General features: G+C 63.4%; 28 protein-coding genes. 15 read left to right on the top strand and 13 right to left on the bottom strand.

Features of this window, described 5'->3' with window-relative positions:
- Nucleotides 1-174 precede the first annotated feature (174 nt).
- The 3 genes from rpoH to AB4Z51_RS03190 all read left to right on the top strand — a co-directional run bounded on the left by rpoH (nt 175) and on the right by AB4Z51_RS03190 (nt 2,487).
- Nucleotides 175-1,074: an RNA polymerase sigma factor RpoH gene (gene rpoH / locus AB4Z51_RS03200; RefSeq protein ID WP_014492123.1), complete on the top strand. Its 900-nt coding sequence runs from the start codon at nt 175-177 to the stop codon at nt 1,072-1,074.
- 389 nt (nt 1,075-1,463) lie between these two features.
- Nucleotides 1,464-1,805 (top strand): hypothetical protein, encoded by a 342-nt coding sequence (locus AB4Z51_RS03195; RefSeq protein WP_063985480.1) that lies wholly within the window; start codon nt 1,464-1,466, stop codon nt 1,803-1,805.
- Nucleotides 1,806-2,139: 334 nt separating this feature from the next.
- A complete protein-coding gene (locus tag AB4Z51_RS03190; RefSeq protein ID WP_245344046.1) occupies nt 2,140-2,487 on the top strand; it encodes a hypothetical protein in 348 nt (115 codons plus the stop codon).
- Between the two features lie 111 nt (nt 2,488-2,598).
- On the opposite strand, the gene AB4Z51_RS03185 is transcribed toward AB4Z51_RS03190, so the two are convergent.
- From AB4Z51_RS03185 to AB4Z51_RS03170, 4 genes are all read right to left on the bottom strand, one after another.
- Nucleotides 2,599-3,225 (bottom strand): peptidoglycan recognition protein family protein, encoded by a 627-nt coding sequence (locus AB4Z51_RS03185; protein ID WP_441497031.1) that lies wholly within the window; start codon nt 3,223-3,225, stop codon nt 2,599-2,601.
- Nucleotides 3,226-3,259: 34 nt separating this feature from the next.
- The gene (locus tag AB4Z51_RS03180) at nt 3,260-4,471 is read right to left on the bottom strand and encodes a GGDEF domain-containing protein (protein ID WP_085400465.1); all 1,212 of its coding nucleotides are present in this window, start codon (nt 4,469-4,471) and stop codon (nt 3,260-3,262) included.
- 644 nt (nt 4,472-5,115) lie between these two features.
- A complete protein-coding gene (locus AB4Z51_RS03175; RefSeq protein WP_441497030.1) occupies nt 5,116-5,727 on the bottom strand; it encodes a LysE family translocator in 612 nt (203 codons plus the stop codon).
- A 55-nt stretch (nt 5,728-5,782) separates the two neighbouring features.
- A complete protein-coding gene (locus AB4Z51_RS03170; protein ID WP_085400461.1) occupies nt 5,783-6,157 on the bottom strand; it encodes a response regulator in 375 nt (124 codons plus the stop codon).
- Between the two features lie 120 nt (nt 6,158-6,277).
- Here AB4Z51_RS03170 and AB4Z51_RS03165 point away from each other — a divergent pair, with 120 nt between their 5' ends.
- Nucleotides 6,278-7,114, top strand: a complete 837-nt coding sequence (locus tag AB4Z51_RS03165) for an SDR family NAD(P)-dependent oxidoreductase (protein WP_085400459.1) — start codon at nt 6,278-6,280, stop codon at nt 7,112-7,114.
- Nucleotides 7,115-7,301: 187 nt separating this feature from the next.
- On the opposite strand, the gene AB4Z51_RS03160 is transcribed toward AB4Z51_RS03165, so the two are convergent.
- Nucleotides 7,302-8,114: a lytic murein transglycosylase gene (locus AB4Z51_RS03160; protein WP_085400458.1), complete on the bottom strand. Its 813-nt coding sequence runs from the start codon at nt 8,112-8,114 to the stop codon at nt 7,302-7,304.
- 188 nt (nt 8,115-8,302) lie between these two features.
- On the opposite strand from AB4Z51_RS03160, the gene AB4Z51_RS03155 reads away from it, so the two are divergent.
- From AB4Z51_RS03155 to AB4Z51_RS03140, 4 genes are all read left to right on the top strand, one after another.
- Complete coding sequence (locus AB4Z51_RS03155) at nt 8,303-9,175, top strand: hypothetical protein (protein WP_144030688.1); 873 nt, start codon at nt 8,303-8,305, stop codon at nt 9,173-9,175.
- Nucleotides 9,172-9,612 carry a hypothetical protein gene (locus AB4Z51_RS03150; RefSeq protein ID WP_135215188.1) on the top strand — a complete coding sequence of 147 codons (441 nt, stop codon included), beginning with the start codon at nt 9,172-9,174 and terminating at the stop codon, nt 9,610-9,612. The genes AB4Z51_RS03155 and AB4Z51_RS03150 overlap by 4 nt, the downstream gene beginning before the upstream one ends.
- Before the next feature lie 343 nt (nt 9,613-9,955).
- Nucleotides 9,956-10,888: an OmpA family protein gene (locus AB4Z51_RS03145; RefSeq protein ID WP_434057393.1), complete on the top strand. Its 933-nt coding sequence runs from the start codon at nt 9,956-9,958 to the stop codon at nt 10,886-10,888.
- 634 nt (nt 10,889-11,522) lie between these two features.
- Nucleotides 11,523-11,759 carry a hypothetical protein gene (locus AB4Z51_RS03140; RefSeq protein WP_028150700.1) on the top strand — a complete coding sequence of 79 codons (237 nt, stop codon included), beginning with the start codon at nt 11,523-11,525 and terminating at the stop codon, nt 11,757-11,759.
- A gap of 109 nt (nt 11,760-11,868) precedes the next feature.
- Here AB4Z51_RS03140 and rpoD read toward each other — a convergent pair whose 3' ends face one another.
- Nucleotides 11,869-14,028 carry an RNA polymerase sigma factor RpoD gene (rpoD, locus tag AB4Z51_RS03135; RefSeq protein WP_038942760.1) on the bottom strand — a complete coding sequence of 720 codons (2,160 nt, stop codon included), beginning with the start codon at nt 14,026-14,028 and terminating at the stop codon, nt 11,869-11,871.
- Nucleotides 14,029-14,407: 379 nt separating this feature from the next.
- Nucleotides 14,408-16,426, bottom strand: coding sequence for a DNA primase (dnaG, locus tag AB4Z51_RS03130; RefSeq protein ID WP_085400453.1), 2,019 nt, complete (start codon nt 16,424-16,426; stop codon nt 14,408-14,410).
- A 203-nt stretch (nt 16,427-16,629) separates the two neighbouring features.
- Between dnaG and AB4Z51_RS03125 the strand changes: the two genes are divergently transcribed.
- Nucleotides 16,630-17,193, top strand: coding sequence for a chlorite dismutase family protein (locus tag AB4Z51_RS03125; RefSeq protein ID WP_085400452.1), 564 nt, complete (start codon nt 16,630-16,632; stop codon nt 17,191-17,193).
- A 76-nt stretch (nt 17,194-17,269) separates the two neighbouring features.
- Here the strand turns inward: AB4Z51_RS03125 and AB4Z51_RS03120 are convergent, their stop codons facing one another.
- Nucleotides 17,270-17,668 carry a gamma-glutamylcyclotransferase family protein gene (locus AB4Z51_RS03120; protein WP_028150696.1) on the bottom strand — a complete coding sequence of 133 codons (399 nt, stop codon included), beginning with the start codon at nt 17,666-17,668 and terminating at the stop codon, nt 17,270-17,272.
- Between the two features lie 205 nt (nt 17,669-17,873).
- Between AB4Z51_RS03120 and AB4Z51_RS03115 the strand changes: the two genes are divergently transcribed.
- Nucleotides 17,874-18,677: an N-formylglutamate amidohydrolase gene (locus AB4Z51_RS03115; protein ID WP_135215187.1), complete on the top strand. Its 804-nt coding sequence runs from the start codon at nt 17,874-17,876 to the stop codon at nt 18,675-18,677.
- An 80-nt stretch (nt 18,678-18,757) separates the two neighbouring features.
- Here AB4Z51_RS03115 and AB4Z51_RS03110 read toward each other — a convergent pair whose 3' ends face one another.
- From AB4Z51_RS03110 to AB4Z51_RS03095, 4 genes are all read right to left on the bottom strand, one after another.
- Nucleotides 18,758-19,741, bottom strand: a complete 984-nt coding sequence (locus AB4Z51_RS03110) for a DUF3592 domain-containing protein (protein ID WP_085400488.1) — start codon at nt 19,739-19,741, stop codon at nt 18,758-18,760.
- A gap of 84 nt (nt 19,742-19,825) precedes the next feature.
- Nucleotides 19,826-20,446: a LysE family translocator gene (locus tag AB4Z51_RS03105; protein WP_081369126.1), complete on the bottom strand. Its 621-nt coding sequence runs from the start codon at nt 20,444-20,446 to the stop codon at nt 19,826-19,828.
- A gap of 45 nt (nt 20,447-20,491) precedes the next feature.
- Nucleotides 20,492-21,034 carry a hypothetical protein gene (locus AB4Z51_RS03100; RefSeq protein ID WP_085400449.1) on the bottom strand — a complete coding sequence of 181 codons (543 nt, stop codon included), beginning with the start codon at nt 21,032-21,034 and terminating at the stop codon, nt 20,492-20,494.
- 2 nt (nt 21,035-21,036) lie between these two features.
- Nucleotides 21,037-22,485, bottom strand: coding sequence for an LVIVD repeat-containing protein (locus tag AB4Z51_RS03095; RefSeq protein WP_085400447.1), 1,449 nt, complete (start codon nt 22,483-22,485; stop codon nt 21,037-21,039).
- A gap of 116 nt (nt 22,486-22,601) precedes the next feature.
- On the opposite strand from AB4Z51_RS03095, the gene AB4Z51_RS03090 reads away from it, so the two are divergent.
- The 3 genes from AB4Z51_RS03090 to AB4Z51_RS03080 are packed head-to-tail and all read left to right on the top strand — an operon-like array spanning nt 22,602 to nt 23,888.
- Nucleotides 22,602-22,916, top strand: coding sequence for an ArsR/SmtB family transcription factor (locus AB4Z51_RS03090; protein WP_085400445.1), 315 nt, complete (start codon nt 22,602-22,604; stop codon nt 22,914-22,916).
- The gene (locus AB4Z51_RS03085) at nt 22,909-23,379 is read left to right on the top strand and encodes an SRPBCC family protein (protein WP_085400444.1); all 471 of its coding nucleotides are present in this window, start codon (nt 22,909-22,911) and stop codon (nt 23,377-23,379) included. Before AB4Z51_RS03090 ends, AB4Z51_RS03085 begins: the two co-directional genes overlap by 8 nt.
- Nucleotides 23,376-23,888, top strand: coding sequence for an SRPBCC family protein (locus AB4Z51_RS03080; RefSeq protein WP_085400442.1), 513 nt, complete (start codon nt 23,376-23,378; stop codon nt 23,886-23,888). Before AB4Z51_RS03085 ends, AB4Z51_RS03080 begins: the two co-directional genes overlap by 4 nt.
- A gap of 18 nt (nt 23,889-23,906) precedes the next feature.
- Here AB4Z51_RS03080 and AB4Z51_RS03075 read toward each other — a convergent pair whose 3' ends face one another.
- A complete protein-coding gene (locus AB4Z51_RS03075) occupies nt 23,907-24,086 on the bottom strand; it encodes a hypothetical protein (protein ID WP_063985493.1) in 180 nt (59 codons plus the stop codon).
- A 394-nt stretch (nt 24,087-24,480) separates the two neighbouring features.
- On the opposite strand from AB4Z51_RS03075, the gene AB4Z51_RS03070 reads away from it, so the two are divergent.
- Together AB4Z51_RS03070 and AB4Z51_RS03065 are read left to right on the top strand one after the other, a co-directional pair.
- A complete protein-coding gene (locus tag AB4Z51_RS03070) occupies nt 24,481-25,287 on the top strand; it encodes a transglutaminase-like domain-containing protein (RefSeq protein ID WP_085400438.1) in 807 nt (268 codons plus the stop codon).
- Nucleotides 25,287-25,472 (top strand): hypothetical protein, encoded by a 186-nt coding sequence (locus AB4Z51_RS03065; RefSeq protein ID WP_441497029.1) that lies wholly within the window; start codon nt 25,287-25,289, stop codon nt 25,470-25,472. Before AB4Z51_RS03070 ends, AB4Z51_RS03065 begins: the two co-directional genes overlap by 1 nt.
- The last annotated feature ends 5 nt before the right edge of the window (nt 25,473-25,477 follow it).

Genomic DNA, 25,477 nt, shown 5'->3' with positions numbered 1-25,477 from the left:
GCTGCCACACGGGGACGTGACGTCAGCAATCCTTCCCTTTTTGACCCCCCTTGGGGTATATTGCGCTTGCGTTGGAAATGACCAACGGAACATCGCAGCTACGGCCGGCTTTAACACAGCGGTCGTCTGCCTGGCCCGCCGCTATCGGGGGCCTGAACCTTGGAGGGCTTCATCATGGCCCGTACCGCTGCTTTGCCGGTCCTCAATGGAGAATCCGGCCTTTCTCGCTACCTCGCCGAGATCCGCAAGTTCCCGATGCTGGAACCCCAGCAGGAATACATGCTCGCCAAGCGTTGGCGTGAGCATGACGATCGCGACGCGGCGCACCAACTCGTCACCAGCCATCTCCGCCTCGTGGCCAAGATCGCCATGGGCTATCGCGGCTACGGCCTGCCGATCTCCGAGGTCGTCTCGGAAGGCAATGTCGGCCTCATGCAAGCGGTGAAGCGTTTCGAACCCGAAAAGGGGTTCCGTCTCGCCACCTACGCGATGTGGTGGATCAAGGCGTCGATTCAAGAGTACATCCTGCGTTCCTGGTCGCTCGTGAAGATGGGCACCACCGCGAACCAGAAGAAGCTGTTCTTCAACCTGCGCAAGGCGAAGAGCAAGATCAACGCGCTGGACGAGGGCGATCTCCGCCCCGACCAGGTGAAGATCATTGCCAAGCGCCTCGGCGTCACCGATCAGGACGTGATCGACATGAACCGTCGCCTCGGTGGTGACGCGTCGCTCAACGCTCCGATCCGCGATGACGGCGAAGCCGGCGAATGGCAGGACTGGCTGGTCGACAACACGCCCAACCAGGAAGCCATGCTGGCCGAGCACGAGGAGTATGACGAACGCCGTGACGCGCTGAACGGCGCCATGGGCGTGCTCAACCCGCGCGAACGCCGCATCTTCGAGGCGCGCCGCCTCGCCGATGAGCCGATGACGCTGGAAGACCTTGCCGCCGAGTTCGGCGTGTCGCGCGAGCGCGTCCGCCAGATCGAAGTCCGCGCCTTCGAAAAGGTGCAGGCCGCGGTCAAGGGCACGATCGCACGGGCGGAACAGGCCGCGCTGGAAGCCGCGCATTAAGCGGGCTCTTCTCGCGGTAGATATTGGCGGATCGACAAGAGACAGAAAGCCGGCGGCAACGCCGGCTTTTTTGTTTGTGGCGATGCTCTGTTTGAGTGATCCGCCGTGCTTTCTCTGCGCGATGCGAAGCGCGCCGCACTCGCTGTCATGCCCCGGCTTGAACCGGTACCGGCAGCGAGATCTCGAACGCAGGCCCCTGGAATACTGGATCGCCCGGTTGAACCGGGCGATGACAGCGGTGGTTGTGGCGGAAGGTCCTGCCAAGTGAGACCGCCGTCACAGTCTCCTTCCCCTGGCCGACGTAGAACCGGGCTTGCCTTGAACCCGCGCGTCCGGTCGACCGACCCAGAATGATCGGGCCGGCGGCCTCAACTGAACGGACACCAACCGTGTCGATCATCCTGCAATCCACCGTCGGCGGCTTCTCCGCCCAGTTCATGCGCAAGCTGCCGCTGGTCGAGCAGGCGATGCGCGAGCACGGGCTCGATCCCGCAGAGTTCGTCATCTCCAAGGACTATGCCTCGACCGCGACGATCCCGCTCATGGGCCCGTTCTTCTATAATTACAGCGTGTTCTTCGGCGACGAACAATTCACCGTCACCGAGCCGAACGACATGGTGTTCCTGGACTACTTCTTCAAACGCGTGCTGGCGTCGGACGGCCCGCCGGAATTGCCACGGCGGCCGGGATTGATGCGACGGCTGTTCGGCTGGATGGCGCAGCCGGTTTAGCTCGTCATTCCGGAGCGCGTCATGAATGCTTCCCGCTCAATCGTCCTTGTCGATCACGCTTGCCGCAGGACGATTGCTGATGTATGTGCTGCCGCCCGGCGCGCTATCGCGCCTTTGTTGTTCAGCGCAACCAAGGGAGGCGGCATGAAAAGTAGATCGATACGTTCTGACCGCCGAACTCTTTGATCGGCAATCGGTCATAAGCTGAACGCCGCTTCGCGCGCTGTTCTCCATTCATTGCATCTGGCTGCGAGGGGCGCGACGCAACAAGGCGTCGCGCCGTGTCGTCATGCATTTGCGGTTCGTTACACCGCTCATCCACCCGCACAGTCGCGTGGAGAGCGGCTTCTTTCGTGCGTCCTGGTATGTCCAGCGAAACAACTGTCCGGACTGGATCCGGCATGAGCTCTCGGACCAGTTCAATTGGTTCGCGCAGCATCTGCCGCTTCCTGGACGCATCGCGCGTCACTTCAAGCGGCGCGATTCGATCTGGGGCATTTGCTGGTTCGATCCTCAAGCCCGCGAGGCTGTCAGCTGCGCGCGCTACTGCGCTTGGCTGCTCGAGGAGGGCGGCCTGCCGGTGCGCACGATTACAACCTCACGCCAGCGCGAAGTGATCTGGCGCGACGCGCACCAGATCGTCACGAAGCCTTCCGCCGATCTTCCCAAGGCATTCCCCTGAGCCCGGGAAGACCGGTGGACTTAGGATGGCGATGAGAGCCGATAGCGATCGCTCTCGATGGCCGTCCGGCACCGGAGGTTTCGGCCTTCGGTTGCCGGACGCGCCTGCTCGTCACTCCCCCCAAGTCCGCGCCAGCGTCGCGAGCCAACAGCCTTCGCAACAGCGGGCGTCCTTGTAGTCGATCCAGTTGTGCGCATAGACGTGGTCGAGCGGGATGCCGTAGCGCGCGCGCAGCACCTTCACGAGGATCTTCCATGCCGCGACCTGCGCCTCGGTCGGGCCTGTGGTGACATCCGGATAGTTGCCGGCGAACTCGACGCCGATCGAGTTGTCGCGCACGACCTGGCGATAGGTCGATCTGTTGTCGATGTACTTGTTGTCGTTACGGTTGGCGCCGTCGCCATGGGTCGGCACCAGGTTCTCGGCGACCGCCCAATAGACCGTGCCGTCGGTCTCGACCCACACGGTGACGCCGCGGCGCGTCGGGTTCTTCGACTGCTCCGCCGCGCCGCCGCGCGCCGAGCCTGTCGGCCCCTCGGTCTGGTGCACGATGATGTTGCGCCAGGGATGGGCGTCGCGGACATCGCCCCATGGCGCGAGCCAGACCATTTTCAGGCCGGGAATGTCAGGCGTGCCGGAGACGCGCGCGATCTTCGCGAGTTCGGCGTCCGTTGCGGCGGCTGGGGTGAGCAGAAGAAGGGCGGCGAGAAAAGTCGCGAGCAGGCGGAATATCATCATACGGGTCCAAGGCGGACCCAAATCCTAGCAGGCTTTATGCGAATTTGCGCGTGGCCTCGCCGAGCCCGGGCCGCTCAGGCGAGAGCGGCGGAGCCGGATCGTAGACGGCAAAGTCGTTCTTGCCGTTTTTCTTGGCGGCATAGAGGGCGTGGTCGGCATGGGCGATGAGGCGGTCCGGAAACTGGCCGATGCCGCGGTCCCATTCGGCAACGCCGATCGAGATCGCGATCGGGATGTCCCTGGTTGTACAGGCCGCGGCGTCCTGGCGGCAGACCTCGAGCACGCGGCGGGCGATCGCGGCAGCCTCGCGCAGGGACGAGGACGGCAGCACGACGCAGAACTCGTCGCCACCGGTGCGGGCCAGCATGTCGCCCGGCCGCAGCCGCGTTTGCGCCATCAGGGTGAAGTGCCGCAAGCAGGCATCGCCCGCGGCGTGACCATGGGAGTCATTGATGGCCTTGAAGCCGTCGAGATCGATCACCAGCAGCGAGAACGGCTCGCCGCTGCGCTCAGACCGGGCGCATTCCTCGGACAGGCGCTGCAACAAATGGCGCCGGTTGGCGACGCCCGTGAGATCGTCAAGCAGCGCGAGGTCGGCGACCTCGTTGCGCAGGCGATCCATCGCCATCAGCAGGAAGCCGAAATTGAGCGTCATCGACAGGAACAGGAGGCCCAGCACCATGACGCCATGAGCCTGACCGCCGGCGCGCGCCGAGAAATCGTGGCCGAGCAGATTGCCCAGCGTGCGAACCGCAAAGATCCCGATGATGGTGAGGATGACGATGCCGGACAGCCGCGCACCCGGGCTGACGCGGCCTTCCGGCGGCGCCAGGAGCAGACGCAGCGCCAGCACCAGCGGCAAGGCCTGGCCGAGCGTGTAGCTGAGCATGCGCAGCTGCATGTGCTCGAAGCCGACCATGAAGAACACGACGCCGGCGAGGCTTAGCACCCCCGTTGCGGCCATGACGCGCCATGAGACCGGCCGGTCATAGAAGCGCTGAATGCCCATGGCGGCGAGGCAGCTCGCCGCGATGATACCGGCAGCGCCGACAAGAAGCGGCAGGGGAGAGGCGACGAACAGGCGGACCAGGGCTGTCATCGCGCCGGCGGCGCCGACGAACGACGATGCCATCCAGAATCGCGCCGCTGCAAATTTCGGATAGGAGCGCGTCACGTAGGCCCAGATCAGGCCAAGCGCCAGGAAGTTGACGACGAAGACCGTCCAGAGTGTCGGTACGTTCAGCATGGCGCGTGCGGCACGCGCAGCGTCGCCCCCCCCGTCTCTGGCAGCCGTTCGTCCATGACCCTTCCCCGCGTTCTTGCGGGGAAGAATGCGCGGATTGCACTTAACGGAACCTCACTGCGATCTGCGAAAGCTCGCCCTTGGTTTTGGATTCATGAACAGTGCGCCGCGATTATCGGATCGTTAGGCATGTCGCGGCCTCCCTGCGCGGCCACGCCGATGCGCATTGCGATGCGGATTCGCGGGCAAAAATCACCCGAAAATGCATCTGAGCTGTGGATAACGTAATGACACAGATGTGACAGCACGGGGCAGCCGCCCGCGAATCTGCTGAGTTTGTGGTCGAGGATGTTGCGAGGCTGGCCCTCCGCCGAGCATCCCTCGTGTCGCGTTTAACCATGAACCCTTGAGAGGATACTATGGCTAAGAAAGCGAAGAAGGCGAAGAAGGCGACGAAGAAAAAGGCCAAGAAGGCCGCGAAGAAGAAGTAGCCAGCATGTTCTTTGCCCGGGTGGAGCCTCGCTCCGCCCGGGCGTCGGGTAAAAGGTCGAGAGAGTTTGGAGATGGCGGGCGCAAGGCCCGCTTTTTTTATTGGCCGCACTCAGCTGCGGCGTCTCCCCGCAAGCGGGGAGAGGTGAAGGCGAAGCCTACCGCTCCGCAAACGCAAGCTTGGCGCCGAGCGCGGCGAAGCCGGTGGCGAAGCTGCGGCGCAGCCAGGCCATGACACGTGGGCGGGAGATGACGCGCTCGCGTACCGACGCCGCACAGAGGCCGTAGAGGACGAACACCGCAAAGGTCATCGCCATGAAGGCGCCGCTCAATTCCAGCATCCGCGCCAGCACATGGGCTTCGTCCACCGCGATGAACTGCGGCAGGAAGGCCAGGAAGAAGATCGACAGTTTCGGATTGAGGATGTTGATCAGGAAGCCAGTGACGATGACGCGGCGGCTCGACCGCTCCCTGATCTCGCCATCGACCGCCAGCGCCCCGGTCTCACGCAGCGCCTGCCAGGACATGTAGAGCAGATAGGCGACGCCGCCCCATTTCAGCGCGGCAAAGGCAAGCGCGCTGGTATGCAGCACCGCGGCAAGCCCGAGCATCGCAGCTATCATGTGCGGCACGATCCCGAGCGTGCAGCCGAAGGCGGYAGCGACGCTCGCGCGCGAGCCGCGTGTCAGCGCCGCAGCCAGGGTGTAAAGCACGCCGGTGCCGGGCGAGGCGACGACGATGAGCGAGGTGAGCAGGAAGGAAAAGGTCATGGGCAGACCCTATCACCGTGCCTCACGGCAAGAAAGCGAGCCCCCGCATCGACCATCAGGACGGCTGCGCGAGCTCGGCTTCGCGGAGCACGTCGAGCGGCGCCCATGGCTTGGCCCAGAATTTCGCGCCATCGGGCAAGGGCTGCGCCAAGGGGCGGCCGGAGGTGACGACGATGTCGAGCTTTGGATTGCGGTCCTTGGCGACGTGCGCGAGCTCGACCCCGGTCATGTGCCCCGCAAGCTGAACGTCCGTCAGCATCAGACAGAGCGCGCCGGCGCTTCTGTCGAGCACCCGTTGGGCAGCCTCGGCGCTATCGCACTGGATGACCTGGTAGCCGCTCTCCTCCAGCAGAAGACTGAGCATCTCCCGTTGCATGACGTCGTCTTCGACGATCAGCGCCGTCGCGCGAAATGGTTCTGCCTGTCCCATGGGGCCGCTCCAGTGCTTGCTTGCGTAACCTATGTTAAGGAGCCAGTTCGCCGGTGGTTCAGTTCCATCATGAAAAATGTAGATCATAGTTCCACACGACCGGCTTGACGGGGGGACATCATGACTGCCATTCGCGGTGCCGCCGCAATCACGGGAGCGGCGAGCGGCATCGGGCGCGCGCTGGCAATCGAGCTCGGCAATCGCGGCTGCGATCTCGCGCTCGCCGATCGCGACGAGGCCGGATTGAAGACGCTCGCCGCCGAGATCGGTGCCGCACGCAAGGTCAGCGTGCATCGCGTCGACGTCAGCGAGCCCGGCGACATCGCAGAGTTCGCGCGTGATGCGATCGCGGCACATCCCGCGCTCGGCATCGTCATCAACAATGCCGGCGTGGCGCTGATGGGGACGTTCGAGGAGATCGACCAGGCGCAGATGGAGTGGCTGTTCGACATCAATTTCTGGGGCGTGGTGCACGGCACGCGCGCTTTCCTGCCGCATCTGAAGACGCTGGCAGAGGCGCACATCGTCAACGTCTCCTCGATCTTCGGCATCATCGCGCCGCCGGGACAGTCGGCCTATGCCGCCGCCAAGTTCGCGGTGCGCGGCTTTTCCGAGAGCGTGCGGCACGAGCTTGCGGTCGCGGGCAGCCCCGTAAAACTGTCGGTGGTGCATCCCGGTGGCGTCGCCACTGCCATCGCGCGCAATTCGCGCACCGGGGTCGGCGTCACCGACAATGCGCGCCGCGCGCAATCGATCGAGCGGTTCGAGAACGCGGCAAAGACCACGCCGAAAGACGCCGCGCTGCGCATCATCAAGGGCATCGAGAACAACCAGCCCCGCATCCTGATCGGCAACGACGCCCGCTTCATGGACATTTTGCAGCGCTTCCGCCCGGGCACCTATTGGGCGCCGTTGCAGCGCAAGCTGGAGAAGATGGCGAAGGGGACGGCGAAGTAGGCGTGACGCGACGGCATCGCCGCTGCGTGCTCCGCTGTCGCCACACCACCGCTGTCATGCCCCGGCTTGACCGGGGCATCCAGTACGCCGCGGCTTCTCGGTTCTAGCCGCGCCTCCTCTGGAATACTGGATCGCCCGCCCCAGTGCGCAAGTGCGCACAAGGCGGGCGATGACACCGAGTATGTGGTCACTGCCCCGCCAGCCGGTCCGCAAAATAGCCGATCGTCTTGCGGTAGATCACCGCCCTGTTCCACTCCCGCATCGCCTCGAAATTGGCGGTGCCTTCGCCGTAGGGCTGGCCCATCTTGAAGCCGCTGGTGTGAAGCAGGTTCGCGGTCGAGGCGAGTACGTCGGGCACGCTGTGGCGCAGGTCGACGTGGCCGTCGCCGTCGAAATCGACGCCGTATTTGATGTAGGACGACGGCAGGAACTGGGTCTGGCCGATCTCGCCGGCATAGGCGCCAATGAGGTCGCGCAGCGGCAGGTCGCCGCGCTGCACGATCTTGAGCGCGGCGAGCAGCTCGCCCTGGAACAGCTCGGTGCGGCGGCAATCATGCGCGAGCGTGGCGAGCGTGCGGATCACCGGCAGCTTGCCGATGTCGCCTTTGCCGAAATCGCTCTCCAGCCCCCAGATCGCGACCAGGATATAGCGGGGCACGCCGAACTGCCGCTCGATGCGCGAGAGCAGCGCCGCGTGACGCTGCAACAGTGCCTTGCCGCCATTGATGCGGCCGGGGCCGACGCGGGTCGAGACATACTGCTCGAAGCTCTTGTTGAAGGTGTAGCGCTGGCGCCGGTCGAAGGCGAGCACGGCGCCGTCCTGGGCGATGCCGCTGAAGGCCGCGCTGGTCACGCTCGCCGAGACGCCGGCTCCTTGCGCTTCCGAGCTCATGCTGGCGACGAAGCTGTTGAAGTCGCCGCCGCAGCGCGCGGCCTGCGCCGATCCGCCGGCCAGACAGAGGACAGACCCAAACAGACAGATTAGCCCAAACCGCCACATGCCCTAAGTGTCCTTTCAAATTTTCGCGCGAGCCTTAATCCTGCAGGAAATAGGATCGTCAAAGCCACATCTTTCCACGAGAATCTCAGAAGGCGTCGGCAGTTGATAGCAGAAATCGGTTGTCAGACCAGTGGAGCATTGCTTAGATTCTATTTTTGGTTGAACACAAGAACTCCGCGCGGACCGGCATGGCCAACATTTATTATCGGAGAAAGACGCTCACCCAGTTGTTGCGTCGGGAGCTACCAAATGAATTCCTAGTTGTACCCAATCCCGACCATCCTCTGTTACTTCGTGGCCCGGATCTCCTTGTTGCGGGAGAGAGAGCGACGACTGCCGTCTTTATGCCTCTAGCCGCGGAGCGAACAAACCAAGGTCTACTCAAAGCGCGCTTTATACTTAGTCGTCTGGCTTTACCTCCTTATGTTCGCTGCATACTAGTAGCTGAAGAAAAGGACTACTCGATTGCCAACTCTTTCGCGAACGATTTTGCAAATATTCTGGAATGGAACAATCGGGCAGGAATTTCCGAAATGATTACGGACGTGACTGCTTTTGGCCATCATAAGGATGTCCCGCCAGACATTTCTGGCGACGCCCAGATACGTTTCGCAAATGCAATGGCTGTGATGCGACTGAGTAGTCGACTGACAAACCGACCATTCAGCGCGGCATTTGACGAAAAAGTCTCAGAACTTAGGCGCCCGATCAGATCTGCGATAAGACACAGCAAGCGACGACCGCAGATAGATAGAAATTCCGCCTCGACGGAGCAGCAGGTCGACTTGTCAGAATTATCGGATGCCGACGTTGACTCATCGACGGTGAACGATCTCGTGTATGAACAAGCCAATTACTATTTTTCATTGGACGGCGGGATTCCATTCGCCGCGAGAGAACCATTAGGAATAGCGGTGATTGAAGATTGGCCGGCCAGACCTCGAGATTCAGAAAAGCTGATTCTTTCTGCCGCGTTTGGCGGATGGGCTTTTGTGCTTGCCGAGCTTCGCAGCGAACTTCCTCGGTTTGCGAAACGAATGCGCCAAGGACGAAGGTCATGAGTTCACTTCGCAGAGTAAATACCTTGCGCGCAATCGCAAAGAGTGCTCGCACCCGAATTGGTTCAAACATCTTCAATCATGTCGACCAAGAACTGCAGGAGCTTGCCGCAGTCGCGCGCATCAATCCGGAAAAACGCAAGAACCTCTTGCAATTACTGCACGCGATCAGATCACTTGAAACTGCCCTTAAGGAAGTTGTCCGAAGTCACGGAATTTCGCCTGGTCATTCGCTGGGCCCAATCTTCCGGCAACTCGAGAGCATCCCGTATGGACAACCTGGGTATTTGAATGCAGCCAATGCTCGCCGTTTTGGACAAAACGTCCGCGTCGCGCGAAACCGGTTCGCCCACGAGGCAAACGCTTTTCCAAGATCGGCTCGAGAAACTGAAAGTATACTTAGCGAGATCGAAGCTTGCTTCACGCTGGCCGTAAGGTGATTGCAGCCGCTTGCGCTTATCTCGAAGTGCCGCGCTAGTCCGCAAGAGTCGACCTCAGCTTGGCGCGGCGCAATCTTGCTGTCCCAGATGCGTCCGAAGGCTGTACCGCGAAATTCACTCTCGCCCCGTCGCGTTTGCCGATCCAACCGGCAGCCAGACGACGAAAGCGGTAGCCAGGGAGTATCTCGACATGCGAGAAACTCCTAAAAATGTGCGCTGCGGATGTGGATCATGCCCGGGAACCGGATTCGCGTCAAAGCGGCAGATCCTCACCAGAACCGATCGCATCTTGGGAGCGACAAATGAATTGCGCTCGCCCCGTCCCCAACCGATCGAGATGACCATGCCCATTCCGCACCGGATGCTCGCTGTCCTCGCCCTGCTCTCCTTCACCGCCACCGCCGCCGCCGCGCAGACCCGCGATGTCGCAGGCAGCCGCGACTATCCCGGCATCGGCCGCTTCACCGGCAGCGTCATCACCGGCTACGTGACGAAGGATTTTGACGCCGCACGGATGCAGGCGGCCGCCTTTAGGGACGGCCAGCCGGCCGATGCGCGGCGGCTCGAAGGCCGAATCTTCCGCATCGCCTATCGCACCAATCCCGGCCCCTCGATCCTGGAAGTGTCGCGCAATTTCGAGACGCAGCTTGCGAAAGCGGGCTTCGAGACCTTACTCGCCTGCGACACCGACGCCTGCGGCGCCATTCCCTTCACGGAAAGCATCGACACGCTGCCGGTCCCGCAGATGTGGGTCGACGGTTTCAACTACCGCTATTTTTCTGGCCGCAAGAGCGAGGGCGGACGCGAGACCTATGCCAGCGTCATCGTCAGCCAGAACAACCAGGACATCACCGCGCAGGTCACGGTCGCCGAGCTCGGCGCCATCGCGAACAAGATGGTCGATGCTGCCGCGATGGCGAAGGGCCTTGGCGAGACCGGCCACATCGCGCTCTACGGCATCTATTTCGATACCGACAAGGCGGTTCTGAAGCCGGAGAGCCGCCCGACGCTGGAGCAGATCGCAAAGCTGCTGACGAGTCAGCCGCAGCTCAACGTCTTCATCGTCGGCCACACCGACGGCCAGGGCGCTTACGAATACAATCTCGATCTCTCGAAGCGCCGCGCCGAAGCGGTCGCAGCCGAACTCGTGAAAAGCTTTCGGATCGCGCAGACGCGGCTGCGCACCGCCGGCGTCGGATTGCTGGCACCAGTCGGTTCCAACGCTACGGACGCCGGCCGCGCGCTCAACCGGCGCGTGGAGCTGGTAGCACCGTGACGGCCTCACTCATCTTCCCACCTGCACGCTGAGTATCTCTTGAATGGCGTTGTCGGTGGAGAAGTGGTTCGTCGTAGCGGAACTCGTCACGTGTACGCAGTGAGATGTGCAACCGTGGACATGGAACTCGTTCGCACAATGGAACACAACCTGTGCACGCGGACGGAAGACGTGCAGGCGAACGCGCTTTTTTACAAAGCACGCACCTCTCGTTGCGTTGCGAGAGCGGGAAATATGAACAAAGTGATTTGGCCATCCAAACAATTGCTTTGATGTGCATCGAAACCAGATGTCGCGACCGGCGCATATCTGACGCGCTCGATGCGACATCACAGCGTCAACGATTTGCCTTGCCACGTTATGGCGCAAGTTATAGTCTTCTAGTCTAGGTTGTCGCCCCGCCAGCCCCGGGCGACGCTGAAGACCAAAAATAAACGGCGGGCTTTGCGGCCCGCCGTTTATTGAGCGAGGGGTCGCATCGGATTTTACGAAGCGCCGGATGCATCCGAACATCCCGCAAACGGACTTCATCGATCGATTGCGCAGCCGATACCGCCGCGACAGGTCCGTGTGACCACCGGAAAACCCGCCAAAGTCATTTGACTATAGCGTCCTGATCGACGACAAGCCCGCCATGGCCAAAAAACCTGGAACCAATCCCAAGGGCGAGTTTGCCTTTTTCAACGTCTTCTACGAAGACGGCTCCCAACGCTCCAACCGGCGCGTGCCTGCGGAGCTGCTCGGAGGCCTGGACGGCGACGAGCCCGCGCGCGGCTTCATCATGGAGCAGGACCGCGAGATCGCTGAAAAGTCCGGCCGCCCGCCGCTGGCAATCAAGACCCTCGACCGGGTCGGCGCGAAGAAGAAGTAGGCTCCGCCCGACTTGCGAAGCGTCAGTACAAATAGAAAACGGCGGGCTTTCGGCCCGCCGTTTGCGTTTGGATGAATGCCCGGATCAGGCCCGGGCACGACGATCCGAATTAGTTATCCAGGAACGACCGCAGCTTCCTTGACCGCGACGGATGCTTCAGCTTGCGCAGCGCCTTCGCTTCGATCTGACGGATACGTTCGCGGGTCACCGAGAACTGCTGGCCGACTTCTTCCAGCGTGTGGTCGGTGTTCATGCCGATGCCGAAGCGCATGCGCAGCACGCGCTCTTCGCGCGGCGTCAGCGACGCCAGGACACGCGTCGTGGTCTCGCGCAGGTTCGACTGGATTGCGGCGTCGATCGGCAGGATCGCGTTCTTGTCCTCGATGAAATCGCCGAGATGTGAATCCTCTTCGTCACCGACCGGCGTCTCCAGCGACAGCGGCTCCTTGGCGATCTTGAGGACCTTGCGGACCTTCTCCAAGGGCATGCCGAGCTTCTCGGCGAGCTCTTCCGGGGTCGGCTCGCGGCCGATCTCGTTGAGCATCTGGCGCGAGGTACGCACGATCTTGTTGATCGTCTCGATCATGTGCACGGGGATGCGGATGGTGCGCGCCTGGTCGGCAATCGAGCGGGTGATCGCCTGCCGGATCCACCACGTGGCGTAGGTCGAGAACTTGTAGCCGCGGCGATACTCGAACTTGTCGACCGCCTTCATCAGGCCGATGTTGCCTTCCTGGATCAGGTCGAGGAACTGCAGGCCRCGGTTGGTATACTTCTTGGCGATCGAGATCACGAGACGGAGGTTGGCTTCCACCATCTCCTTCTTGGCCTGGCGGGCCTCGCGCTCGCCCTTCTGCACGGAGTGCACGATCTTGCGGAACTCGACGATCTCGAGGCCGGTGAGCGCGGCGAGCTGGTGCACCTCGTGACGGAGGTCCTTGATCCGGTCCTTCTCGATATGGACGAAGTTCTTCCAGCCCTTGGCTGAGAGCTTCGAGACGCGGTTGAGCCAGCGCGGGTCGAGCTCCGAGCCGGTGTAGTTGCGCAGGAAGTCCTCACGCGCGACGCCATGGCTGTCGGCAAGGCGCATCAGGCGGCCCTCGTGCGACACGAGGCGCTTGTTGATGTCGTAGAGCTGCTCGACCAGTGAGTCGATACGCGCCTGGTTCAGGCGCAGCGACTTCACCTCGACGATGATCTCGTCCTTCAGCTTGCGGTATTTGCGTTCCTGGTGCGGCGACAGCGAGGGCCCGTGCGAGGTGCTCTCGAGCTGGTTCTGGATGTCCTGCTCCTGAAGCTTGCGCAGCTTCTTGTAGCTGTCGGCGATCTTGTCGAAGATCTCGACGACCTTCGGCTTGAGCTCGGCCTCGATGGCCGCGAGCGACATCTGGTTCTCGAACTCGTCGTCCTCGTCCATGTCGGCTTCGGCGGCGGCTTCGCCCGGATCCTTCTCGCCTTCGCCGGCATTGCCGGGCGCAGGCGCGGCGCGGAACGGGGTCGGCGACGGCGGCGCGGCGGGCGGCGCGACATGCGCCGGCGCAGCTCCGTTCACGACAACGGCTTCGCCGCCTTCGGCGGACGCTTCGCCGTTCTCGCCGGTCGGACCGCCGATCATCGCGGTGTTCATGCCGCCCTTGGCGTCGGGCCCGGCATAGGTCGCTTCGAGATCGATGATGTCGCGAAGGAAGATCTTGCCTTCGTTGAGCTCGTCGCGCCAGATGATGATGGCCTGGAAGGTCAGCGGGCTTTCGCAGAGGCCTGCGATCATGGCCTCGCGGCCGGCCTCGATGCGCTTCGCAATCGCGATTTCGCCTTCGCGGGACAGGAGCTCGACCGTGCCCATCTCGCGCAGATACATGCGCACGGGGTCGTCGGTGCGCTCGCCCGGCTCGCTCTTCTTGACCTCGGTGACGGCCTTCTGGGTGACCTCGACGAGCTCGTTGTCGGTCTCGTCCTCGCCGCCCTCGTCCTTGTCCTCCTCGCCGTCGCTATCGTCGGCTTCGGTGACGTTGATGCCCATGTCCGAGAGCATGGACATGATGTCCTCGATCTGCTCGGGGGAGGTCTGGTCGGACGGCAAAACTTCGTTGAGCTGATCGAAGGTCACGAAGCCGCGCTTCTTGGCCTGCTTAATCATCTTCTTCACGGCCGCGTCGGACAGATCGAGCAACGGCGACGGCGCGTCCTGGGAGTCCTTCTCCGGCGCGTCCGCTGCCTTGTCGTCTTTCTCTTTGTCCTTCGCCTGCAGCGTCTTTGCCTTGGTGGCCATCCATTGCTCCTAAACGCGCTTCATGCAGAAGGCCGAACGGCCCGCCCGCCTGAATTCACTTGAACCTGTTGTTCGACGCTCTCGCTTCGTCAGATCGCGACACGGAAAGGGCGGCGCGGATATCTCTCGCCACCCCGACCTTCTCTCTCGCCGGATTTGCCTAACGCTTCGTGAGCCTCTTTGTCGCAGCGGATGCAGGTGTAGTGCCAACAGCGATTGCGCGGATTTATTCCTGACGCGTCTGTTCTGCCTGCGGCCGCCTGGTGGCCAAAGTGCTACAAGACCGTTAAGCCTCGATTAACCCTGTTTTTGCCGCCAAACCTTGGATTTGGCGAGTCTTTTAGCGGTTCCGGTCCCGGCCGTCCGCATGATTCTTTCATCACACGCTCTTCTGGAACCGGCCCGACAGCTCGCCAAAACCCTCGATCAGGGCCTCGGTACCGTCGACTTCTCCTATCCGAGCCTTGACGTCACGCAGCCACGCCAAATTGGCCTCGCTGGGGTCCTCCCCCAAGGCCAGCTCGGCGTCCTTCAGTTCTCTAAGTAGTGAATGGTATTGCCGATGCAAGGCAACGAGCTGGTGCCAGGTGGAGAGAACGTCGTCCCGGGCGGCGCCCTCGCGGGCACCCCACACCGCCGCGGTCGTGATACCGTTCTCAACCCTTTGAAGAAGCTGTGAAAATCCACCCTTCTCGATGTCGGCTCGCATCTTCTCGGCCAGCTCGCCGGGGTCCGGCGAGTGGTGGTGGTCGTTGGCAAAGGCGGCGATGATGCCGGCCCGGAGCTTATGGGCCTCGGGATGGGCCAGCTCCAGGGCGGCGACCTCCTCAAGGTGGTCGTGCAGCAGCCAGGGGTGGTTGATCAGGATTTGCAGAATCAGGGCTTCGCGCCGGGATATGGCGCTGCGCTGGCCCTTCATGATCGGGCTGGCCGCCAGCTGGGGGCTCGCCGCCTGGTAGGGGCCGGAGGGAATAAAGGCGGGACCGGGGCCCCCACGCCGCCCTTGGCTGCCGAATCCCTGCCCCCCGAATCGATTCGCCTGCCCCCCGTTGCGCGGCTGGAAGGAGCGGCCGGAATTGCCCTGAAAATTGCCCCGGCCGGCAAATCCGCCGCGGCCGCCTTCAGGCGCGAAGGTACGCCGAAGCCGCTCGGCAAAATCGTCGCGATAATAGCGCCGCACCACCTCGTCGCGGATGCCGTTGGACAGCTCCTTGACGCGCGCCTCGAGCGCGGCGCGGCGTTCGGGCGTGGCAAAGTTGCCGCCTTCGAGCTCGCGCGACCAAATCATCTCGGCGAGCGGCTTCGCCGCCGCGATCACATCCTCGATCGCACCGCGGCCGCCCGAGCGGGCGAGATCGTCGGGATCCTGACCTTCCGGCAGCAGCGCAAAACGCAGGCTCTTGCCCGGCGCAAGAAACGGCAAGGCGAGGTCGGCGGCACGGTAAGCCGCCTTCTGTCCGGCGCGATCGCCGTCGAAGCAGAGGATCGGCTCGTCCGCCATCTTCCAGAGCAGCGCGAGCTGGTTTTCGGTCAGCGCGGTGCCGAGTGGCGCCACGGCACCTACAAAGCCTGCCGTCACCATGGCGATGACGTCGACATAGCCTTCGACCACGATCAGCGCGCTGCCATCGTGGGTGGCTTTGCGCGCGGTCTGGTGATTGTAGAGATTGTCGCCCTTGTGGAAGAGCGGCGTCTCCGGCGAATTTAGATATTTTGCCGGAACGTCCTTTTCCAGCGCGCGCCCGCCGAAGGCGATGACGCGGCCACGCAGATCCGTGATCGGGAACATCACGCGATCGCGGAAGCGATCGTAGGGCACGGGAATGTCGTTGCCGGCTACGAGCAGGCCGGTCTCGATCATGTCCTCGACGGAGACGCCGAGCTTGCCGAGATGCTCCTTCAGCGCGAAGCGCTCGGGTGGCGGCGGCGCATAGCCGAGGCGGAACTGCACTTGCGTCGCCGGCGAGATCGCACGGTCAGCGAGATAGCCGCGCGCCTTGGCGCCGGCGCGCGAGGCGAGCGTCTCGGCGAAGAATTTTGCAGCGAGCTCCATCACGTCATGCAGCGTGCGGCGCCGCTGCTCGTGCCGCGCCGCATCCGGCGTTACCGCCGGCAGCGCCAGCCCCGCCATGTTGGCGAGCCGCTCCACGGCCTCCGCGAACGGGAGGCCGTCGGTCTCCATCACGAAGGTGATGATGTCGCCGTGCTTGCCGGAGGAGAAGTCGTGGTAAAATCCCTTCTGGTCGTTGACGTAGAAGGAGGGCGTCTTCTCCTGCTGGAACGGCGACAGCCCCTTCCATTCCCGCCCGGCCTTCTTCAGCTTCACGCGCTTGCCCACGACTTCGGAGACCGAAAGCCGGGCACGAAGCTCGTCGAGGAACTGGGGCGTGAAGCGCATGGGCTCTGGGTCTGGCGCGAATCAACGTAAGTCGGGCGAAGGGTTACGGATATAGGCGCGGCCTGCCCAAAAGTCAGGTTTGTCCGGCTTATCCGGGTTATTCGACCTATGCACAGGCGTCATTCCGGGGCGATGCGAAGCATCGAGCCCGGAATGACCGCGGAAAGACTTGAACCCGGACCGGTTCCGCGCTTCCATAGGCCATGTTCAGGATGTTTCGCGGCGGCCACAGCGGGGGCTGGCGTGTGACCTCGATTTCACCCGTGGTGGGCGAGCCCCTGCCCTTCGTGCCGGCGCTGTCGGTGACCGACAGCGAGGCGATTTCATTGCCCCTGGTGCCCTCTCGCAATGCGTGGCGGCTGGTCGGCGTTGCGAGCACGACGCGCTACACTGAGCGCGCCGAGAAGCAGCAGCTCACCGCGGTGCAGGCCGAGCTCGGCCGGTTAGAGGCCACTTCCGCGGCGCTGATTCCGATCCGCAAATCGGAGGCGTGGTGGGAGCTGACGCAGGAAGAGCGCCGCAAGATCTTCGAGGACAAGTCGCACCACATCGCCAGCACTCTTCGTTTCCTGCCCGCCATCGCGCGGCAGCTCTATCACAGCCGCGATCTCGGCGGTCCCTTCGACTTCCTGACATGGTTCGAGTTCGCGCCCCCCGATGCCTCGCTGTTCGAGGAGCTGGTGGCGATGCTGAGGCAGACCGAGGAGTGGAGCTACGTCGAGCACGAGATCGACGTGCGCCTGGTGAAGGAAGTGCTGTCGGCTTAGTGATCGAACGCCGGCCACGATGAAGGTGCGATCCCTCGCTCCGCTTGCGCGGGAGAGGTGAAGTCCGCATCCGCGCCTAGTGCTCGAGAAAGCGCCCGGACTCGATGCGCGGCAGATCGGTGACGGGCCAATTGTAGACGTAAGTCCAGGCCTTCTCCGTGGTGCCATCAGGCAGCGTCACGTCGATCAGCTTGCGCAGATATTCGGTCGGCTCCGGAAAGCCCTCGCCGCAGGCCTCGTACATGTCGAGCTCGCGCAGGAGCTCATCGGGCACGCGCAATTGAAAAAGCTCACCATGGACGACATCGGAGGCCGCGTTCGACAGCAGCAATCCGGGATAATGCTTCACGAGAACGAGCCGCCCGCGACACGTCGCGTCACCCAAAAAGTCCGCATGCCCTGCAAGCAGCCGCGCCATCGGATGGTCGAAGCCGCGCATCAGGGTGCCGTAGACGAAAAGACGATCGGAGGTCATGGGGTGTCTATAGCCGTCAATCGAGCGAAACGACAGCCGCACATTTCCACGTCCGAGCGAAGTCCCGGGGGCAAGCGAGATTTGGTCTTGTGATGAATCGCCGGCAACGGCATCGTCTGGCGATCATGATGATTTTGGGTGGACCGACCTGCAAGCGATTGCTGCCCAATTTGGACGGTACCTGCTTTTTCCATAGGCAATCAGGATGGACTTGAACACGGCCGACGCGACCGATCAACTGCTCGGCGCGGGGGACATTCCGCCGGTGCATGAGGTCAATGCGGATGGGGCATCGCCTTTCCTGCTCACCTCGGATCATTACGGACGGATTCTGCCGCGCGCGCTCGGCGACCTCGGCGTCGCGGAAAGCGAGCTGACGCGGCACATCGCCTGGGACATCGGCATTGCCGGCGTCGCCGAGCGGCTGGCAAAAATGCTCGATGCGCATCTGATCGCGCAGCGCTATTCGCGGCTGGTGATCGACTGCAACCGCTCGCCCGGCGTAGCAAGCTCGATTCCCGTGATATCCGAGGCGACCGCGATCCCGCGCAACGAGGGCATCTCAGAGGGCGAGCGCGCGGCGCGGCGGCGCGAGATCTTCGAGCCCTATCACCGCCGCATCGATGCCGCGATCGACCGCCGCCTGCACGACACGCGGCCGGCGGTGCTGGTGTCGCTGCACAGCTTCACGCCGGTTTATGCCGGCGTCGCCCGGCCCTGGCACATCGCCGCGCTGTATAACCGCGACACCGTGCTGCCGCAGCTGCTGCTGAAGCATTTGCGCGCTGAAGGCGATCTCGTCGTCGGCGACAACGAGCCCTATGCGGTGAGCGACCTCAGCGACTACACCATCCCCGTCCACGGCGAAGCCCGCGGTCTCGTCAACACCGGCATCGAGATCCGCCAGGATCTGATCGCGGATCAGTCCGGCCAGCAGCAATGGGCGGAGCGGCTGGCGAGGATTTTTGCGGAGATCGAGCTGGAGTTGAAGGCGGAGCTGTTGGTGTAGGGCACGCTGCGTTCCCTCCCCCCTTGCGGGGGAGGGAACGCAGCGGAGTACGACGAAGCTGCTGAGCAACTGTCTCAGGCTCATCCGCCCCGCGTCGCGACGAACACCGCGAGCGCAGCGAAAATCGCAGCGATCCCCCACAGCAGCCAGGCGATGCGGACGGGGCCGCTTGTATCGAGCGTTGCCTCGGCCGGGTTGTCGGGATTGACGCGCACCTCGACGGTCGCGCCGTGCTTGTAGCGCGACATCAGCTTCTTCAACATCTCGTCGGACCCGGACTGCGTCCCGGCCGAGACGCGCGCGCATTCATTGGTGTAGCTGATATTCTGATAGCGATAGGTGTAGGTCACGCGCTTGCCGAACATCTCGGTGCCGCGGCGCTCGCCCGGCTCGCTGGCCTCGTGATATTGCTCGATCCCCGACAGCTTGATCGTGCCCGGCACCACCGGCCAGCGCGCCGCCTTCAACGCCTGCCGCCGCACTCCATAACCCATCAGCGCGATGACGAAGCCGAACGCGCCGAAGCCGACGACGAGGCCGGCGAGATCGGGCCGCCCGATGTGGTGCGCAAGGTAGGCATAAGTCTGGTTGAGACCGAACGCCGAGCCGAACACGATGCCAAACGCGATCGCCGTGCCGATGCCGAGGCAGCCCCACAGCCCCTTGGGCAGGTCGCGCTCGAGCACGGCCTGATCGGGATGGCGCGGATTGTAATAGACGGTGACGACACTGCCGGCGGGATATTTTGCGAGCTTCTCGGCGACCTCGAAATTGCCGAGGTCCTCGCCGATCGAGATGCGGTTACAGCTCAGCTTGCGGCTGCCGACCGGATATTCGTAAGTCACGTTCGCAAAATTGCGGCTCTCGAGCCGATAGCCTTCCTCGCGGTCGCTGTCGGACACCCTGACCTCGCGCACCTCGGCGACCGAGCGGACGACCTTGCCCGATGCCTGCGGCCAGCTTCGCGCCTCGCGCGCCTGCCAGGTCTTCACGACGGCGGCGACCAGTAACAGCCCGAGCGGTGCGAACAGCATCGCATAGACGAACCAGGGCAGATCGGGCACGGCCAAATTCCTTCGTCAGCGGCAATGCCCGATTGGACGCATCGCCGCCGCGAAGGGTTCAAGCGCGAACCGGTACGAGGGAGGTTATTTTGCCCGTGTCAGCGCCAGCCAGATACCGCCGCCGATCATGAAGCCGCCGGAGATGCGCGACATCAGCCGCGTCCGGCGGGCCGAAAAGAATTTTCGCGCGCGCCCCGCGGCGAGAGCGTAGAGCGCATCCGTCATCGCCGCGGTGACCATGAACGTGGCGCCCAGCAGCGCGACTTGCGGGAAGTGATCGCGGTTCATGTCCATGAACTGCGGAATGAAGGCGCCGAAGAAGATCAGCACTTTCGGGTTCGACAGCAGCACAAGGAAGCCTTGCAGGAAGAACCCGCCGCGCGGCGGCGCCGGCGGCTCGTCGACATTGAGGCCTTCGACCGGCGCCCAGATCAGCTTGATGCCGAGCCAGATCAGATAGGCGGCGCCGGCAAAGCGCACCCAGTCGAACCAGTAACCCATGGTCGCCATCAGCGAGGTCAGGCCGACCGCGACGATGCCGATGACGATGGCAAGCCCGGCCTGCGCGCCCGCGACATTGGTCAACGCCGCGCGCGTGCCGTGACGCAGGCCGTTGGCGACGACGAGGGTGACGATCGGCCCCGGCAGCAAGGCCAGCGCAATGCAGGCGGCGACGAAGGCGAAATAGGCTTGCATGGACATCATGGGGAGGACTCGCTGAGAGCGGTTTGGCGCATTAATGCATGACACTCACTGTCCGTCCAGCGCCGCGGTCGCCCATAGCTTCATCTCCGGCGTCTCCAGGAACGCCAGCGCTGCGCGCTGCACGGCGCCTGCTTCGCCACGCCCCTGGGCCGCAGCGACGAAGAGATCGCAGCGGCGCGAGACGGCGATGCCGATCGCGGCATGACGGACGCCGTCGGCCATATCGAGATCATAGCGCCTGGCACGACCACGCATCTCGCCAAGTCCCACTTCCTCACCCGGCGCGACGGCGGCAAAGCGCGGGGTGATCAGATCGATGTCGGCAACGCGATCGACCTCATCATCGTCGGCGACGCCGCGGTCGCAATTGCAGAAGCCGCGCTTGGCGCGCACGTAGAGCAGGGTGCCCGCGCAGACACCGTCGCAGCGGAACGCGCGGCCGGCGGGCCAGCCGTCGCGCGGGAACGGCCATGCGATTTCGCGCCAGCCCGCCGATTCCGCCGCCGGCGCCGGCGCAAGCCGATAGGCCCCGACGCCGGATGCACCGAGCGCGATGGCCACGGCCGCAATCGCCGCCCCGCGCCGCATCGTCAGTTCCTCGGCAGGCCGGCGGCCGCGCGCGCCGGTCCGGTCAGTTCGAGGATATGCAGACCGGTGTTGGCGCGGTCGACGATGTAGATGTAGCCGCGATCGTCCGTCTCGACATTGTTGGTCTGGATCGCGACCTTGCAACGCTCGCCGCCCTCGACGGGAATGCAGCGCTTGTCGGTGGCCGGCGTGATCGCGGGGATGAAATAGCCGACCTCCTTCGGATGATAGGGATCGCGGATGTCGAGCGCGCGCACGCCCGCATTGAAGAAGGCGATGAAGGCCATCTTCTTGTAATAGACCGGCGCCATGCTCTCGTTCGAGGAGTGCGAGCCGAAGCGGCCGCCGCGTTGGCAGAACTGTCCGCCCGCCTCCGGCACGGTGTAGCTCGAGATCATCATCGGCCGCGTCTCGGTGGTGACGTCGGCGAACCACACCATCTGCCGCGCCTCGCCGCATTCGTTCAAGATCGCCTCGTCGACGATCATGACGATGTCGCGGGTCTTGCCGTCCTTGTCCTCGGCGAATTCGGCGACGGGCATGTCGAGCATCGGGAACGTCGTATGCGCGCCGTTGAAGGCGGACATCGGCATGCGCGAAATCTCGGGATAGCGCAGATTGTCCGGCATCGGCTCCTTCGGCCCGTTCAGCAACTTGTCGCGATCGACGATCTGCAAAATGCCGCCCTTGTTGGTCCCGTAGCCGAAGAACACGCGATTGCCGTCGGGTCCGGTCGAGATCGGCCCGTGCAATTCGGTCGGCACGGCGCCGGTCGAGCCGGGCTCCTGGCCGGGCAGGCCAAAGTCGCGGATTTTCTGCGGATGCGCGGGATCGCTGAGGTCGTAGACCTGCGTCATGCGCCGCGTGCGCCAGTCCGGCGCGCCGGAGACGAGAAAGGCTATGCCGGTGTCGCACTCCCACCAGCTCTTGTGGGTGTCCTTCAGCCCGCCGATGCGGGTAACGAGCACGGGATTGGCGGGATCGGCGACGTTCCAGATCTCATGCGCCTCGCTGCCGAAGGTGCGGAGCATGTAGACCGCATTGGGATCGCCCTTCGGCAGCGACTTGCCGTCGCAAACCCGTACCATCTGCGCGCCGCCGGATTCGTACTTGCCTTCCTGGCCCGGCAGATGCCGCAGATATTTTGGACGCGCGGGATCGGTGACGTCGACGATGGACGTTCCGTTCGGTTCGGCCTGCCCCGTCATCGGGTTGACCGGCGCGGGCACGTCGTCGGTGCCGCCGTGATGGCCGATATAGGCGATCCAGCGATCGCCCTGATGATGGATGGTCGGCTGGTACGCGCTGCGCGCCTGCAGGTCGTTGGTGCCGACCAGCTTCATATTGGACGCTTCCGGCGGCGCGCCGATGGTCTGCTTCTGTTGTGCCTGGGCCGTGGTGCTGCAGGCGAAAAGGACAAGGCCTGCAACGAGTGGGACGCAACGGAACATCAAAGCTCTCCCGGAACCAATCTGCGTTGGCTGAGCTTCGAGGCTAGCACAGCCATTTCCGGGCGCCAAAGACACCATCTTGACATGCAACCATTTGGTTGCCTATTATCGCCGCCATGGATGAGGTCTTCAAAGCGCTCGCCGATGCGTCACGACGGTCGCTGCTGGACAGGCTTCACGCCAAGAACGGCCAGACGCTGAACGAACTCTGCGAGGGCCTCGCGATGACGCGCCAGGCCGTGACCAAGCACCTTGTCATTCTCGAAGAGGCCAACCTGGTCACGACCGTCAGGCATGGCCGCGAGAAGCTGCATTACCTCAATCCGGTGCCGATCCATCAGATCGGCGAACGCTGGATCAGGAAATTCGAGCGCGGCAAGCTCGCCGCGCTCAGCGAGTTGAAACGTCAGTTGGAGAAGCGCGATGAGTAAGCCCCAATTCGTCTATGTTAGCTATATCGAGACCACGCCGGAAAGACTGTGGGAGGCGCTGACGTCGAGCGAATTCACCAGGCAATACTGGTTCGGCGCCGAGGTCAGGTCGGACTGGAAGGTCGGCTCACCCTTCGCGCTCACGCTCGACGGCGAGGTCACCGATTCCGGCGAGATTCTGGAGGCCGATCCGCCGCGCCGCCTGTCCTACAGCTTCAAGCACCAGAAGTTCGAAGAGCTGCGCGGCGAGCCGATATCGCGCGTCGTCTTCACGATCGAACCGTTCGGCTCGCTCGTGCGTTTGACCGTGTTGCATGACGGCTTCGTCGAGGGTGGCAAATATCTCGGCGCCGTCTCCAACGGCTGGCCGGCGATCCTGTCCCAGCTCAAGAGCCTGCTCGAGACCGGCAAGCTGCTCGGCATTCCACGCGCAGCCCTCAACAAGGGATTCGACGCAAAATGAACCTCGATCAGTTCAAGCCGCTGACGGTCTACACCATCTACATCGTCTCCACGCCGGAGAAGGTGTGGGAAGCGCTGACCTCGGCCGAGTTCAGCAGGAGGTACTTTTCCGGCTTTGCGGTGGAGATGGAACGGAGGCTCGGCGGCAGTTTCATCGTGCGCGCGCCCGACGGTTCCGAGCACATCTCCGGTGAAGTCTTCGAATACGATCCGCCGAACAAGCTGACGGTGACGTGGAACGTCAACTGGCCCGACCTCGTCGCAAAGCTCGGCACCACGCTCGTCACCTACGAGATCGAGCAAGCCGGCGAGGCCGTCCGCCTCACCATGAGCGAACGCCACGACCGTGCGCTCGGCGACGACATCCTCTCCGGCGGCCGCACCGGCTGGCCCGCGATCCTGTCGGGACTTAAGAGTTTGCTGGAAACCGGCAAGGCGCCGCAGATCAAAATGACACCGCCAGCGCAGATGCTGGCGGCGTTGAAGGCGATGGGGATCAAGACGCCGTAGCGGCCGAAATCGGCGCTGTTATCGCTTCTTCTTCACCGGCGGTTGAATCTCGTCGATCTTGCGACGGCAATCCCCTTCCGAGTCGTGCGGGCCCGAGACGAAGGTCCCGCTGACCTTGATCGCGTACCAGCCTGACTCCACGCCGAGCCGGAGCGCTTCGTCTGTCTTGACGTGCCGTGGGGAGAGAGTTTGCATCATGTGCTTTCGGTTGGCGTTCGATCTCGTATCGAACCGCGGTGGAATCTTTCAGGCGTCCGCGGCACGCCTGCTGCGTCCGGCTCGCCCGCGGGAAGTGGCAATAGGCGCGACGATCGCCGTTACGACGTCGCGATGAGAAGGCTCCGCCGGTGCGAAGAATCAGTCGTTTCAAATCGCGCGCGGATCGTCGTGACGCAGCGTGTGCGCACAGACGACCGCTCTTTCCGACATTGGCGCACCGTGCGCGCAATCGCCGCAATTAGCTATCGTTTTCTCGCCCGCGCCGCGCTTTTGAAGCGCCAAATGCCGCTCTCGATCGAATAAGGCCGTGAATGCCTTGTGTTCGATCGCTTCGTAGCCATGTTGGGAGCTTAGCCAAGAGAAAGAAGTTCGTATGAAGCTCCGCGTCGGGTTCGAGATGCTGTACGAGTTCCCGCAGCCGACGCCTATGATCATGGTGCTGGGCACGCACTTCACGCGCGCCTCAGATATCGTCGTGCCCGACCTGCTGACCACCCGACCTTCGGTGGCRATCAATCCCTATCGCGACCTCTTCGGCAATTGGTGCAGCCGCATCGTTGCGCCGGCCGGCGCCTTCCGTCTTGCCGGCGATGGCGTCGTTCGCGACAGCGGCCTGCCCGACCCGGTGTTTCCGAACGCGTTTCAGCACGCCGTCGAAGCGCTGCCGGCCGACACGCTCGTCTATCTGCTCGGCAGCCGCTATTGCGAGACCGATCGCCTGTCGGATATCGCATGGAAGTTGTTCGAACACACGCCGCCGGGCTGGGCGCGGGTCCAGGCCATCTGCGATTTTGTTCATCGCCACATCACGTTCGGCCATGAGCACGCGCGCGCGACCAAGACAGCCCGGGAAGCCTACGACGAAGGCAAGGGCGTGTGCCGTGACTATGCCCATCTCGCCATCGCGTTCTGCCGCAGCATGAACATTCCGGCGCGTTACTGCACCGGCTACCTCAGCGACATCGGCACCCCACAACCGTGGCCTGCTGGAGATTTCGCCGCCTGGTTCGAGGCTTTCGTCGGTGGAAGCTGGCACATGTTCGATCCGCGCAACAATACGCCGCGGATCGGCCGCGTGCTGATTGCGCAGGGGCGCGATGCCGCAGACGTCCCGATCGTCCAGACCTTCGGTCCGAATACCCTGCTCAATTTCAAGGTATGGACCGACGAGGTTGCCTGATGACAGACAGCACCCCAGCGCTCACCGCCGATGAATTTGCGTCCTTGGCCCTGGTCGGCAAGGGTCAAKGCGACATTCCGCACGCGCACGGCGAACGTCTGGCCAATTTGGGTTATGCGATCAGGCGGCTCGGCGAACTCGAGCTGACTTCATCCGGCGCTCGCCGCCTGGCAACGGGCGAATAGCTCGC

It is taken from the genome of Bradyrhizobium sp. 2TAF36, assembly GCF_052114925.1.
In the GTDB taxonomy this organism is placed as follows: Bacteria; Pseudomonadota; Alphaproteobacteria; order Rhizobiales; family Xanthobacteraceae; genus Bradyrhizobium; species Bradyrhizobium barranii.
This window is presented reverse-complemented; position numbering and strand designations above follow the sequence as displayed.